A 14,222-nucleotide genomic window follows, 5' to 3' on the forward strand; every position below is an offset into this window, starting at 1 on the left:
GGGGCTCCTCCCCGGATGTCCTGTAGGCGTCCGTTATCCTCTCCACCCGCGCCTTTATGCCCTTAAGCACCTCGGCCCTGAAAGCGGAAGGGTTTCTGAGGCCGCCTTCCCTTGCGAACGGATACGAGATGATGCCCCACCAGGGGTCGCAGCAAATGCCCCCGCAGCGCTCGACGCATATGGCAGAGAAAGAAGACCTTTCCTTAACGCCGGTACTCATGCGACGATTATAACTTCTTTGGGCCGGATTAGTCCAGACGGTCTTGATTCATGTTTAAAAAAGGTTTAAGCGTTAAGCGGATCAGGATAGGGCGCGTGATTGTAGGGCCTTTACGAACCGGAGGGTTTTCTGGCAATATTAAAAATCAACATATTCATACCAGCCTGGCTTCAGACTGCTTTTCAAAAGCGACCTGGTTCTTCCCGTTCCTCTTCGCGAAATAGAGGTTCTCGTCCGCTGCCTTGACGAGGTCTACCTCGCATCTTACCACATCGGAGGGGAAGAGCGCTGCGCCCACGCTCATGGTGACCTGCCAGTCCCTCAAGCCCGGAAAACGGTGCATCTCGACCGTCTTCCTGATCTTTTCGGCGAGCGCAAGCAGCCCTTCCTTTCCGGTATGGGTCACAAGGCAGACGAATTCCTCTCCGCCGTACCTTGCAAGCACGTCCGTTGACCTGGTGTTCTCCCTGAGGAGCCTTCCAATCTCCGAGAGTATCAGGTCCCCCTGCTGGTGGCCGAAGGTATCGTTTATGTATTTAAAGTTGTCCACGTCCATCATCAGGAGGCCGGTCTCGTATTTATACCGCGAGGCGGCCTTGAACTGCTCTTTCAACAGCTCGCCGAAGCGCCGCCTGTTGAAGACTCCCGTAAGGGGGTCGGTCATGGAGAGCTTTTCGATTTTCTTGTGGACCATCGCATTATCAAGGGCGATTGATATCTGGTTTACAAGGTGCTCCATGTGCCTGAGCATCTCCTTCTCGTACGGCTCGATCGAACCGAGTAGCAATACGCCCATGGGCTTCTCGTTATAGGTGAGGCAGAGCCAGACGAGTCCCGCGGGGTTGAACTTGAGTATGCCGGCGTCTATTACCGGCCCGCTTGCGTTTCTAAGGTCGAGGAGGGCGAGCGTCCTCTGCTCCGAGAAGCACCGGTCGGCAAGTCCTTCCCCCTTTTCCGTGCCGGAAAGGCCTGATTTGCTTATCCCGCAGAGCACCTCGGGCTTTAATATCCCGGTCTCGTCGTCGTATATGTATATGACCCCGATCTCAGAGCCCGTAAGCTCCGCTATCTTGGAAAGGGCCCTCTCCAGGAGCATCTCCGGGTCGTTGTACTGAAGGAGCACCTTTGAGAGCTGGTTAAAGCTTTCAAGCCGGTCCTCCCTGGTCTTTATGGACGCGACCATAACGTTGAAGCCCTGCCCGATGCTCTCGAACTCGTCCTTGGTCCTGATGTCAAGGGCCACGTCGAGGTTGCCTGAGGCCGTCTCGTCCATCGCGCTCCTTATGGCCCTGACGGGCTTCAATGTGTCCCTGTAAGTGAGGGCCGCGAGGAGGAGCGAGAAGAGGACCCCGGCCGCGGCCACCCACAGTATCTGCGATTTCATGCGAGCTATATGCGCCTCGACTTTCGAGATCGGCTCGGCCACGGCCAGCGCGCCTATGGGCTTGCCGTCGAGCCCGAATATCGGCTCTATCCCAAGGAAGACGCCTTTTCCGTCGAGCTCGGTCTCTCCGATGAAGCCACCCCCTTCGGGCAGCAGGCCCTCTATGCCGTGGTCCAGCCGGGTGAGCGGGCTGAAGACCCCGGTTTGAAACCCCGGGGCCGAAGCTACCTTCGCGCCCTTTTCCGTTATCGTGAAGACCGAGGCGTTCACGTTGAAATACCTGTATACGGTATCCGGGAGCCAGCCGTTACCGTTAAGGAGCGTGCCGGTGACGAAAGCCCCCGTTACATCGCCGTTCTCGATAATGGGCACCACTACCAGCTGCATAAGCCCGTGCTCGTCGGTCTCGGGGATTTTAAGCCCTTCCCTCTCAAGAAATTCCCTGGGCACGAGCTCGGTGGATATGACAGGCCCGCCGATTTCAAGGGCCTTTCCCACCGCGCCGTTTATCTCAAGGAGGTCCCCGGCTCTCCTGTCCCTCCTTGCGATGACCCGCCCGCCGCCGTCAACGACGGCCCAGAGGTCTACGTAAGGCCTCATTTCGGAGTAGCCGATCAGGTTCCTGCCGAGGAATTCGGAATCGCGCGCCTTGACAGCCGCCTTCACCGCCCGTTCGCTCGCGGCCTGGAGCATGCCGAACTTCATCTGCTCGGGGCGCGACTGGAAAAGGCTCCAAGCTCCCCGGAGCTTCGAGTCGATCTCGTTAATGGCCTCCTGGTGGGCTTGGGAGGAGAACTTCACTGAGACGAAGAAATAGAAGCCGCCGGTGAGCACCGATATGATGAGAAGGAATGCGAGGAGTGTCTTTGTCCCTATGGAGAGGGTAGGCCTGCAATCGGACCAGATTACCCGGAATATCTTTTTCATCAAGCTTTCCTTCCAAAAAAGAAATGGGGGGAGGAAATAAACGCATCCCCCGCCCCGATTACTTATCGGGAAAAAGACGGCTTTTCTTTAGGGTTTTCCGGCCTGCGGGTCTTTATTTTGCTCTCAAAATAACCCGGGCATAAGGCGGAGCAAACATAGGGATGGGGGAGGGGCGGGCGAGGCGGGGTTGCAAAAGCGAGGCCCCCTTTGGGGCCGAACGACTCAAGGGCCGAGCCCGGAGGATGGAGGCAGAAAGGGAGCGGAGCCTTATGCCGAAAAGTGCGGTAGCACGTTAAAAGTCTTTTGCAAATTCCGAATATCTTTTCAATCAAGCCTTCCTACCCAAATGGGGCAGGAACCGAAAAGTATTCCCTACCGAGCATATCTTTTGAAGAAAGCAGGTTTTTTTCAGGTTTTCTGGAATGGAGCGGCATTATTTTTCGCGAGCGGGATTTGATCCCGGCAGACGGATAGCCTGGTCTGAGGAGATTCCGAAAAGGGGTGTCAGCGATTAGCCGTAAGCTGATTGACGACCCGCTTGGCAACGACCTCGCCGTAGCGGATACTGTCGCTTATGCCTATGCCGTAATAGGCGCTTCCCGCGAGATAAAGCCCCGGGTGGTTTTTAAGGCGCTCGTCTATCCAGGCGACGCGCTCCTCGTGGCCGATGGTGTACTGGGGCATGGAGTTCCGCCACCTGAATACCTTCGCGAGCACCGGCTCGGCCCCTATACCCATTATGTCGCGGAGCTCCTCCCTTACCAGCTTTATCATCTCGGCGTCTCCTAGCGAGACGAGCTCGGCGTTTTTCGACCCCCCAACGAAACACCGTATGAGGACCGAGTCGTCCGGGGCGCGTCCGGCGAACTTTACCGAGGTCCAGGTCGCGGCCATGATTTTGCGCCCTTCCACCTTGGGCACCACGAACCCAAAGCCGTTCATCGGGTGCTTTATATCCTTTTTTTTGAACGCTATGGAGACGGTGGCCGTGGAAACGTAGGGGATAGTAAGAAGTTTCTCCGAGAGCGCCGCGTCCTCGCCCTTCAATATCGATGCCGCCGCCCACGCCGGGGCCGCAACTATGACCGCGTCAGCACCTATCGAGCCGCCGCCTTCGAGGGTCACCCGGTATCCTGCCCCTGCCTTCTCGATTGAGACGGCCTGGACGCCCTTTCTTAAGACCGTTCTCTCCATGCCCTCAAGCCCTGAGGTGAGCGTCTCGATAAGCTCCGAGAGGCCGTCCTTCAATGTCATGAACATTGTGACCCGCCCGCCCGGAGCCGATTGGCCTCCGGCCTGGGCCGGTTTCCTGTGCGCAGCTGCCTGGGCCATTTTCTTAATCATTCCGCGGATAAGGCTTCCGCTTTCCTCCTCGAGCTGGACGAACTTCGGGAAGCTCGCCCTGACCGACATGGTCTCAGGGTCTCCGGCGTGGACTCCCGCCACGAGCGGCTCGGCTATCTTTTCGAGCGCCTCTTTCCCGAGCCTTCTTCGTACGAAATCACCGAGGCTCTCGTCTCCCCCGCCTTTCCTCTTCGGGACAAAGAGGTCCATTGCCATACGCATCTTTCCGGGCCAGGATATGAGGCTTGAGGTCGCAAGCGGGAGTATCTTGGTGGGGATCATGAGGATGACCCCCTCCGGGAGCACGTGGAGACGGCCGCCTGAGAGGACAAAGGTCTTCCTGTTTTTGTCGTTCGTGGGGAGGAATTTCCCCGAAAGGCCTATGCGCTTGCAGAGCTGCATGGCCCAGGGCTTCTCCGAGAGGAAGCAGTCAGGGCCGCCCTCTATGAGAAACCCGTCCTTTTTTTCGGTTTGTATGTTGCCTCCGAACCTGTCGTTACGCTCAAGGAGGACAATCTCGAAGGCGGAGCCCTCGGATTCCTGCTCGCGGAGGCTCCATGCGGTGGCGAGGCCGGCTATGCCGCCCCCGATTATTACGACTCTTTTCATTATTTCTTTTCAGCCGGCTTTTTCATTATGCCGGCGAGCATGCGGATGAAGGCCGGGTCCGTGTTGAGGGACGGAGTGCGCCTGAACTCCAGCCCGTTCGAGCGCGTGAGGTCTTTAAAGAGTATGTCTATGTCGTAGAGGGTTTCCACGTGGTCGGCGGCGAAGCCGAGCGGCACCACTACGACGCCCTTTTTCCCGCGCTTCGCGGCCTCTGCTATGACGTCCTCGGTCTGCGGCCCGAGCCATTCCCTGGGCCCGGAGCCCTTGCTCTGGTACGCGACACTGTAGTCGGCCTTCCCGACCCTTTCCATTATGAGAGAGGCGGACTGGTTTACCATCATCTCGTAAGGGTCGCCCTGCAGGGCCACCTTCGGCAGGCTGTGCGAGCTGAATATGACGAGCGCGTCCTTGAGGTCCGTAAATTCCGAAAGCTCTCTCTGGATATTCCCGGCCACGAGGTCGAGGAAGGCCCGCTCTATGTGCCAGCAGGGCATGAAAGATATGGCCGGGCCGTTGCCGAGCGAATTGAGCGCGTTCTCAACGTCCGTCTCATATGCGCCCGTGGCCACAATCGAGGTGAAGGGCGACATGATGATGGCTACCGCCTCCTCGACGCCGTCATCCTTCATCTGCCTCACGGTCTCGGCTATAAAGGGGTGCCAGTAGCGCATGCCCACGTAGGCCTTGTAGCGGAAGGCGGCGTCCGGGCCGGAGTTGAGCTCATCTTCGAGAGCCCTGGCCTGCGCGAGTGTTATTTCCAGGAGAGGGGACCTTCCGCCTATGAGCTTATAGCGCTCGACGGTCCTCGCCACGAGCTCCGGCGTCACGGGCCTTCCCTTCAGGACGTTCTTTACGAAAGGCTCGACGCTCTCGATCGAATCCGCCCCGCCGAACGCGAGAAGGAGTATTCCCTTTAACGGAAGTTCAGCCATTTCTGGATGCCCCTTTTAATTACTTTGCGCTAAGCTCGTGCACGCTGTCTATTACGGCCCTTACGTTATCGACCGGCGTGCCGAGTATGATGCCGTGGCCGAGGTTGAATATATGGCCGGGCCTGCCGCCAGCCATGTCGAGTATCTCTTTCACCCTCTTCCGTATCTCGCTTACAGGGCCGAAGAGGACCACGGGGTCGAGGTTCCCCTGGATGGCCTTGTCATACCCTATGGTCTTCCAGGCCTCGTCAAGCCTCACCTTCCAGTCCACGCCCACGACGTCCCCGCCGGTCTTGGCGATGGTGTCGAGGTATGTTCCGGTATTGGTGCTGAAGTTTATGAAAGGCACGCCCTTTTTCCTTACGGTCTCGATGATCCTCTTGCTGTAAGGCATGGCGTAGTTTTTATAGTCGTCAGGCCCGAGGCAGCCGACCCAGCTGTCGAATAGCTGGACCGCGTCCACCCCGGCCTCTATCTGCGCCTCGAGGTAGACGATTATGACGTCGGATATCTTCTCCATGAGGGCCTTCCAGCCCTCAGGGTCCGAGTACATGAGCTTTTTCGTGTTTATGTAGTTCTTGGAGCCCTCGCCCTCGATGATATAGCTCGCGAGCGTAAAGGGGGCGCCGGAGAAACCGATAAGCGGGACCTTGCCATTAAGCTCGGATTTAACGAGCTTAATCGCCTTCAGGAGATAGGGCACATGCTCTTCGGGGTTTATGACCCTTACGGCGTCTATGTCCTTTCTTGTCCTGACCGGGTTCGATATCACGGGCCCCTCGTTCTTCGCGAACTCGAGGTTAATGCCCATGCCGTCGAGCGGGAGGAGTATGTCCGCGAAGATTATTGCGGCGTCAAGGTCGAACGCCTTTATGGGCTGGAGGGTCACCTCGGCGGCTATCTCGGGGTTCCTGCACATCTCGAGGAACGAATGCTTCTCCCGTATGGCCATGTACTCCTTCATGTAACGGCCCGCCTGGCGCATGAGCCATACCGGGGTGTAGCCGGCCTTTTCCCTGCGGCATGCCTTGAGAAACGCGTCCTTTGCCATGACCTTTGACATCTTCGGTTCTCCTCCCAAATTGTGTTCGGGAAAACGTCATTCCCGCCTTTTCCCGCCGCGCCTTGACTTGGCCGCGAAAGGGAGCCCGCGGCTTCTGCCCTGCCGTTCAGTTGAGCTTTCCGGCGGGCAAGACGGAAAAGAGCTTTTTATTATATTCATAACGGCTGGTTTTTTCAATAATTTTCAATAGAGGAACTAGAGGTGCGCGCTCCCCGGCTTCACATGCGCGGCGTATTCGGATATAATGCCTGTGAATCCTGCCGCTCGGTTTTCTCATTCACCTCGACCTTTTCTCCCAGTCCGGTTTGAAAAATCCTTTAATAGAGCCGGGAAAAATGGCCGCTCCGGATACCCGCAAAAATACGGACGCCTCGCGCCTTTTAAGGCTGGGCTTCAAGCTCAGGTTCGGCCTCAAGCTCTGCCTCGCGACGCTCGCGGGGGCCGCCGGGCTCCTTTTGCTACTTGTCTTTTCCCTTTCGAGGGGCATGGGGGATTCATATGGCCAGGCCGTCTTCACGCTTTACGAGCTCAAGGTAAAGGCCCTGCCACTTGTCTTCGCCTCCTCGTACTCGGTGCTTATCCTCGGGGTCGCAACCGCGGCAGTTGCCGTGGTCTCAATACTCTATTCCCACAGGATAGCTGGGCCGGTCTTCAGGCTCGCCCGGAATATGGAAGCGATAGGCTCTGGCGACCTTGCACTTTTTACGCGCCTTCGGGGTAGCGACCAGCTCGTCGCGCTCGCAGAGGACCTCAATTCGATGGTCAGGTCAATCAACCATTCGGCAAGGGCCGTAGCCGACGCAGTCGAAGCTCTTGAAAAATCCGAGCAGGAGCTTCTTAAACTGCTCGAAAAAGAAGGGCCGCCCCCACCGGAAGCCGGGTCTGCGGTCCGCGAATTACGCGAGAACGTAAAAAGGCTCCAGCAGGCCCTCTCAAGCGTGAAGACCCATGACAGCGATTAAGGGCGCGCTGGCCGTATTAATGGCAATAGCCGCAGTGGGCGCGGCAGCGCTCCTCTACTCCCGGCAGTGGACAAGCTATCACGATTTCAACGGCAGGTGCCTAGAGTGCCATATCAAGGAACCGGCCCCTGGCGACACCCCGCGCGCATTCCTCAAAGACATATCGAGTATGTGCATGGACTGCCACGAGACCGAGTTCGAGTTGTCGCATCCGGTCGACGTGAGGCCCTCGATGCAGGTGCCGGCCAACCTGCCGCTCGACTGGAAGGGGGACGTGACCTGCGTTACATGCCACCCGGTGCATATGGAGGGGTTCGGGCCGTTCCGCCTCCGCTCCAGGGCCGCCGGGCCGGGGTTCTGCATGTTCTGCCATAACGACCTGGAGAGCGAGCTCCACAAGATCTCGCTCGGCTCCGCCCACGTCACGGGCTCCGCTTCATTGAAGTATATCCCCATGGAGGTCGGGGGCGTGCTCGACGAGCTTTCATTGAGATGCATGGCATGCCACGACGCCCTCACCGGGAGTGATGCCGTCGTGGGCGGTAGGGAAATAGCGGGGCCGCTCTTCCACAGGTCCGGCCTCTCGGGGCTCAGCCATCCCATAGGGGTATCCTACATAGACGCAAGGCGCAAATACCGCGGAGCGTATAAGCCGGTGGACAAGCTACCGCCCGAGATAAAGCTCTTTGCCGGGAACGTCGGATGCGGGAGCTGCCATAACCCGTTCTCGAAATTCCATAACGACCTCGTTATGAGCAACGAATACAGCAGGCTCTGCCTTGCGTGCCACAATAAATGACCTGCTAAATGGAGCGCCGGACGAATTAACCCTGGTTTAATCGGGTTTTAATTCCAGGGTACTATCATATAGCCCGGATCGAGCCCGGGCCCGGAGGCCTGATGCGTGAGCCGCGCGGCACGAGTTGGAGGAGAAGGAACTATTTCGTAGATAAAAAGCTCCAGTCTAGGTTCGCGGCGGTCTTTGCTGGAACGGTCCTCCTGGGGCTTGCGGCGAACCTCCTCGCCGCCTATTTTTTAATTGACAGGGAACTTGGACAGGGGTTATATAAAATCCATATAAAGATACGGACCACCTCTGAAATCGCGGTCCCTGTCTTGCTGAAGCTCGGAGCCGTAACCGTTTCCGCGGTCCTGGCCGTCTCCGCGGTCATCGGCTACTTTGTCCTCCGCCGGATAGAGCTCCCGCTCCTTGAGCTCAGGGAGGCAGTGAAAGGGGTCTCCCGGGGCGACCTTACGCGGCGGGTCTCGAACGATATGCCGGGCGGGCTGGCGGACGCGTTCAATGCGATGACCGTCTCACTCGCGTCCCTTTTCGGTTCCCTCAAAAAATCCGGGCAAGCCCTTGAAAGGGAGTCGAGGGGGCTGGAGGGTCCCGCCCGCGATGCAAAAGAGCTTGCCGCAGCCCTCAAGGGTATAGCCCGGGAGCGGAAGAGCATATCCCACGAAATCTCAAAGATGAAGGTCTGAGAGGAACTATGCAGCAGTCGAGGTTAACAGCAAGGAAGGTCACAGCAGCGCTTGCCCTCTCAATGGCCGCGCTGCCGCTTTTTTTCGGCCAGGCCGCAGCGGACTGGCCGAAGTTCATGAAGAGCCCTGAGAATGTCCCCTTCGTCGAGAGGGCGCCCAGGCCGCCCTTGGCGCTCAAATGGAAGTTCAAGACCGGCGGACGGGTCTATTCCTCCCCGGCGGTCTACAAGGGCAAGGTCTTCGTTGGCTCGTATGACAAGCACCTATACGCCCTTGACGAGAAGACCGGGGCCGTCGTCTGGAAATTCGAGACAAGCGGCGAGATATTCTCCTCCCCGGCCGTTGACAAGGGCCGGGTTTATTTCGGGTCCAGGGACGGTTTCGTATATGCGCTGGAAGCCGAAACCGGCAAGCTCGTCTGGAAGCATGAGACCGGCGGCCCGGTCCTCACCTCGCCGGTCGTGGCCGAGGACAAGGTATACATAGGCTCCAAGGACCTCTACCTCTATGCCCTCGGCACAAAGGACGGCGAAAGGGTTTGGAGGATGAACGTCCCGGATTATGAGAAATACAGCGGCATATACGCCTCCCCGGCATATGCGGACGGGGCGGTATATTACGCGGGCAAGAACGGGGTGATATACTCCGCCTCCGCAAAGACCGGCGGAAGGAATTGGCAGCTGAGGACCGAATCAGCCATATACTCCTCGCCGGTAGTGCGGGACGGCATAGTCTACGTCTCCTCGTATAACAGGACCCTCTACGCGCTAAATGTCAAAGACGGCAAATATGTCTGGAGGAAGAACCTTGGCAAGCTCGCCTATGCCTCTCCGGTCGTCACCGCCGACAGGATATATATGGCCTCCAAGAAGGGCGACGTGACCGTCTTCAACAGGACGGACGGAAGGGAGCTCGCGGTCTACAAGTTCCCGGACGAGGTGAACTCCACCCCGGCGGTGTCCGCCTCCGGGCTTCTCTATATCGGCTGCGACGACGGCGGCTTATATGCCGTTGACATATATACCGGCGAGACGGTCTGGAAATACATGACCGAGGGTAGCATTCAGTCCTCTCCGGCAATCACTGACAAGGCCGTCTACGTAGGCTCCGAGGACGGCTCCATTTACGCCTTTTCGGAGCAGTGATTAAAGGCAAGCTCTGAAATTTGAGATTTTTCCTGCAATCAAGAAAGGGCGGGAATAAAAAGCGGAGCATATATGTGAATATGTGAGCATTTTTATTCGCGTAACCTACGCAGAGTCCGGGGAAGAGATCAATTTTAGAGCTTGCCTAAAAACGAAACGGCCTCAGGCCGGCATCTTAAAGAAGGTAGCCAACATGTCCAGGAAATCAGGCATCCTCAAGGTCATCTTTCTAACCGGCGCGCTCCTCCTCTCCGGCGAAGCCTGGTCAGCAGAGGCCCCGGCCGCCCCGGTCCCAGCCCCGCCCGAGCCGCCTCCGTACCAGAGGGCCGAGGCGCTCCTCACGGTCATCAACCCGCACAACCAGATAGGCGAGACAGGAGAGGTGCTCTGGGGCACGTGCGTGGTATGCCATAAGGAAGTCCCGGCAATTGACAAGAACCTCACAATAAAGGACGTGAAGCTCTATTTCGAGGACCCGGTCCAGCTTTGCAGGAGCTGCCATACTGTCCCAGTACATCCGACCGTCCAGCCGACCGCCATGCTTAGTGTTTTGAAGAAAGCGCCGAACCACCTGAGGGTGCCTCCCAAGATTATCCATGACAACATCAGGATGACCTTGAAGGACATACCGACTATCCTGCCGCTCGACCCGAAAACAGGCCAGATAATGTGCTCCACCTGCCACAACCCGCACGAGAGAGGGCTTCTTCCGGGCAGGGCCGACTGGGGTGCCGACACCACCCGGCGGTTCAGGTCCGCCGGACTTGATATCTGCCAGTACTGTCACAGGAAATAGGGTCATTTCCTGATGTATGCAGTCCCGAAAAATAAAAGGGCCAAAAGGGCCCGGTCCTCAGGCGTCCTCGGGCTCGCCGCAGCGCTTGCGTTCGCCGTGTTTACGCTCTCGGGCTGCGCTTCCGGCCCGGAGCAGAAAAGCGAAATGCTCACGCCGCAGACCCCCCTTATCTGGCCGTCTCCTCCTGAACCGGCAAGGGTTAGTTATCTCCGGACTATCAGCAGGCCACAGGACATTGGCGCGAACGCCGGGTTTTTCAGGAGGATTGCCGATTTCATACTCGGAGAAAAGAGCGACCGGCTTATAAAGCCGTACGGCGTAACCGTTGATTCAACGGGAAGGCTCATAGTCGCGGATACGGCCTTCAAGAAGGTACATATCTTCGACCTTGCCAGGAAGAACTACATCCTCATAGAAGAGCCCGGGGACGAACAGTTCGAATCCCCAATAGCCGCCGCCACGGACGGCCAGAATAATATCTATGTTACCGATTCCGTAGCCCGTAAGGCCTTTGTCTTCAATCCCAAGGGCAAGTTCCTCTTCTCGTTCGCCGCGGGCGAAAGGCCAACGGGCATCGCCATCAACAAGGCCGAAGCAAAAGTATACATATCCGACACCGCGTCCCACAGCGTCCGTATTTTTGATCTGAAGGGCGCGGAGATCGGCTCCTTCGGAAAGAGGGGGAAAGAGACAGGGGAGTTCAATTATCCGGTCGATCTGGCCCTGGACCGGGGCGGCGACGTGTACGTCGTTGATTCGCTGAACTTCAGGGTCCAGATATTCGACGGCAACGGGAAGTTCTTGAGCTCCTTCGGCAGGCAGGGGGACGGAACGGGCGATTTCGGCAGGCCCAAGGGCATCGCGCTCGACAAGGACGGGAACATCTATGTGGCCGACGCCCTCTTCGACACGATCCAGATATTCAACAGGGAAGGAAGGTTTCTCCTGAATTTCGGCACCCTCGGCAAATCAGCCGGGACCTTCTGGCTTCCGAGCGGCATATTCATAGATAACGGCAACAGGATCTACGTCTCGGATTCGTATAATGGCAGGGTGCAGGTATTCGATTATCTCGGGGAAGGCTGAAGCCCCGCAGGCTCGACCGCAGGAAGGAAGATGTCGTCTAATCCGATAAAGGGAAAGACCGGGAACAAGGGACGGAATGCGCTGGCCGCCGCACTGGTAACGGGGCTTCTGGCCGCGGCTGGCGGATATTCGCTTGCGGCCGTTACCAACACGAAGCATAACTTCGGCTCGCTTTCCCCAGGCGAGATAAAATCCGGCGATACGACCGAGGTATGCGTCTTCTGCCACACGCCTCACAACGCAAACCCATCCGGGCCCGCATGGAATAAACAGGACTCCGGGGCCACCTATGACGTCTACATGAGCCAGACCCTGGCCGCGACGCTTGAGCCCAACTCCCCCACGCTCGGGCAGCCGACCGGCGCATCGAAGCTCTGCCTCGCCTGCCATGACGGCACCATTGCCATAGGCTCGCTCCTCAACCTTCCGGGAAAGGGGCACGGGAGGGAACTGAGTGTAACCGGCGCCGGCATAGAGGAGGGGAAGCTCGGGGCGGTCTCCACCTCGCATATCGGCACGGACCTGATGGACGACCACCCCATTTCTTTCGAGTACTCCCGCTCATATCCGTCGAACGAAGAGATAAGGGACCCGCTGAGCGAGTCCCAGCAGAGGGTCAAGCTCGACGGTACGGGGATGATGCAATGCACGAGCTGCCACGACCCGCACGGCACCGAGTTCCCCAAGTTCCTCCTCGGGAGCCTCTCCAACGGCGGCCTCTGCCAGATATGCCATGACAAGAGATACTGGGAGACCAACCCGTCGGTGCACGGCACGTCCACGGCCACATGGAACGGCGAGGGGGTGAACCCCTGGCACGAGGACCTGGGCGAAGCCGGCTTCAGCGACGACACGCCCGAGATGCAGAGCTGCCTTGCCTGCCACCGCTCCCACGGCGGCGCGGCCGGGAAGGCGCTGTTGAAGGGCACGAACCCGTCTACCTCAAATATCGAGAACGAGGAATGGCTCTGCCTCAACTGCCACAATGGCAAAGTGGCTTCAAAGGACCTCACCGCCCAGTTCGCATATCCCTATAAGCACGACGTCAAGGCCACATGGGGGCTGCATGTCCCTTCGAGGGAGTTCGCCGGCGACCCGGCCAGGGAATCGGCTGAAAACCTGAGGGACAACAGGCACGCGGAGTGCGCCGACTGCCACAACCCGCACGGCACCATGGAAGGAAACCAGGCCATGGGCGGCGTGAACGGGAACATCATCGGCGCGAACATACTGGGGAGCTGGGGAGTCAAGCCCTCGTCCTGGCCCGCCGCAGGGGAGCCGGTTACGGCCTACGAAGTGGTCGATTTCACCTCTACAAACCCAGGCGGCAACAATCTCGAAGGGTATCTCTGCATAAAGTGCCATTCGTATTACGCCTACGGCAACATGCCGCCTTATGCGCCTTCGGGCAACGCGGACGGGTCGCAGGTCGAGCAGTCCGACCCCACGGCGGACTTCAACGTCAACAACATGGGCTTTCACCCGGTCTTCGCCCAGGGCAGGAACATGCCCGTAAGCTCGCCCCCGGCCAACGCAAACTGGCCGGACAACGGCCTCGGGCTTACGAACACGTTCAGGTATGTCGACCTCCCGGACACCTGGGAACGCACCGGCTATTACAATGTCACGCACGACAGCACCATTACTTGCTCCGCCTGCCACGGCTCGAGCGTCTCTTCCGATCCCTCGGGCGTGCACGGCTCGAACGAGAAATGGATACTCAAGGCGAACGCCACCGGTTTCGGCACCACCAAGAACTTCTGCTACAATTGCCACAAGCGGGAGGTCTACGGGGACGAGGGCTACATCGGCCCGAAGGCTAACTATTCGAGGGTCTCGCACCCGCCCGACGGGCTAGGGACCGACTCCCCCTTCTATAAGCAGGGGACCGGGACCGGCAACGACTCGAACAAGTTCGGGATACTATGCCTCTCGTGCCACGGCGGGTGGTATGACCCGACCGAGACGGTGGACCAGATAAAAGGCATTCACGGCAGCAATGCGGGGGCCGGCACGCTCGAGGACTCGGACCCGCTCGGGTACAGGCTCATGAACGGGGCTTGCGTTGATTCTTACAAGAGCCCAAGGACCACCGGGGCGATGGACGGGCAGATAACCTTCAGGACCATAACCCCGTCGACCGAGAAGGTGTGCAACGATTCTTTCGAGGATATCGCTATACCAGGGACCGAAGTCAATCATGACTGCCAGAATCTGAGCGATTGCTCCTATTGAGGACAGGGCAAAGGCGCCTGACGCTCTTCGA

The 14,222-nt window shown here is 58.4% G+C and carries 11 protein-coding genes; 7 read left to right on the forward strand and 4 right to left on the reverse strand.

Going from position 1 to position 14,222, the window contains the following annotated elements; all coding sequences use genetic code 11:
- Positions 1-374 precede the first annotated feature (374 nt).
- From K8I01_12770 to hemE, 4 genes are all read right to left on the reverse strand, one after another.
- Complete coding sequence (locus K8I01_12770; GenBank protein ID MBZ0221289.1) at positions 375-2,531, reverse strand: diguanylate cyclase; 2,157 nt, start codon at positions 2,529-2,531, stop codon at positions 375-377.
- 504 nt (positions 2,532-3,035) lie between these two features.
- On the reverse strand, positions 3,036-4,484 hold the full coding sequence (gene hemG / locus K8I01_12775; GenBank protein ID MBZ0221290.1) for a protoporphyrinogen oxidase: 1,449 nt from the start codon (positions 4,482-4,484) through the stop codon (positions 3,036-3,038).
- Entirely contained in the window at positions 4,484-5,416 is a 933-nt protein-coding gene (gene hemH, locus K8I01_12780) for a ferrochelatase (protein ID MBZ0221291.1), read from the reverse strand. The genes hemG and hemH overlap by 1 nt, the downstream gene beginning before the upstream one ends.
- Before the next feature lie 19 nt (positions 5,417-5,435).
- The gene (gene hemE, locus K8I01_12785; protein ID MBZ0221292.1) at positions 5,436-6,467 is read right to left on the reverse strand and encodes a uroporphyrinogen decarboxylase; all 1,032 of its coding nucleotides are present in this window, start codon (positions 6,465-6,467) and stop codon (positions 5,436-5,438) included.
- 347 nt (positions 6,468-6,814) lie between these two features.
- Between hemE and K8I01_12790 the strand changes: the two genes are divergently transcribed.
- The 7 genes from K8I01_12790 (at position 6,815) to K8I01_12820 (ending at position 14,191) form a co-directional block, all read left to right on the forward strand.
- Positions 6,815-7,441 (forward strand): methyl-accepting chemotaxis protein, encoded by a 627-nt coding sequence (locus tag K8I01_12790; protein MBZ0221293.1) that lies wholly within the window; start codon positions 6,815-6,817, stop codon positions 7,439-7,441.
- 304 nt (positions 7,442-7,745) lie between these two features.
- Positions 7,746-8,240: a hypothetical protein gene (locus K8I01_12795; GenBank protein ID MBZ0221294.1), complete on the forward strand. Its 495-nt coding sequence runs from the start codon at positions 7,746-7,748 to the stop codon at positions 8,238-8,240.
- 101 nt (positions 8,241-8,341) lie between these two features.
- Entirely contained in the window at positions 8,342-8,929 is a 588-nt protein-coding gene (locus K8I01_12800) for a methyl-accepting chemotaxis protein (protein MBZ0221295.1), read from the forward strand.
- A gap of 8 nt (positions 8,930-8,937) precedes the next feature.
- Positions 8,938-10,074 (forward strand): PQQ-binding-like beta-propeller repeat protein, encoded by a 1,137-nt coding sequence (locus tag K8I01_12805; GenBank protein MBZ0221296.1) that lies wholly within the window; start codon positions 8,938-8,940, stop codon positions 10,072-10,074.
- A gap of 193 nt (positions 10,075-10,267) precedes the next feature.
- Positions 10,268-10,870: a hypothetical protein gene (locus K8I01_12810; GenBank protein ID MBZ0221297.1), complete on the forward strand. Its 603-nt coding sequence runs from the start codon at positions 10,268-10,270 to the stop codon at positions 10,868-10,870.
- 12 nt (positions 10,871-10,882) lie between these two features.
- Positions 10,883-11,956 (forward strand): 6-bladed beta-propeller, encoded by a 1,074-nt coding sequence (locus K8I01_12815; GenBank protein MBZ0221298.1) that lies wholly within the window; start codon positions 10,883-10,885, stop codon positions 11,954-11,956.
- Positions 11,957-11,986: 30 nt separating this feature from the next.
- Positions 11,987-14,191, forward strand: coding sequence for a hypothetical protein (locus K8I01_12820; protein MBZ0221299.1), 2,205 nt, complete (start codon positions 11,987-11,989; stop codon positions 14,189-14,191).
- The last annotated feature ends 31 nt before the right edge of the window (positions 14,192-14,222 follow it).

The sequence above is a fragment of the Deltaproteobacteria bacterium genome, from assembly GCA_019912665.1.
Taxonomy (GTDB): domain Bacteria; phylum Desulfobacterota; class GWC2-55-46; order GWC2-55-46; family GWC2-55-46; genus UBA5799.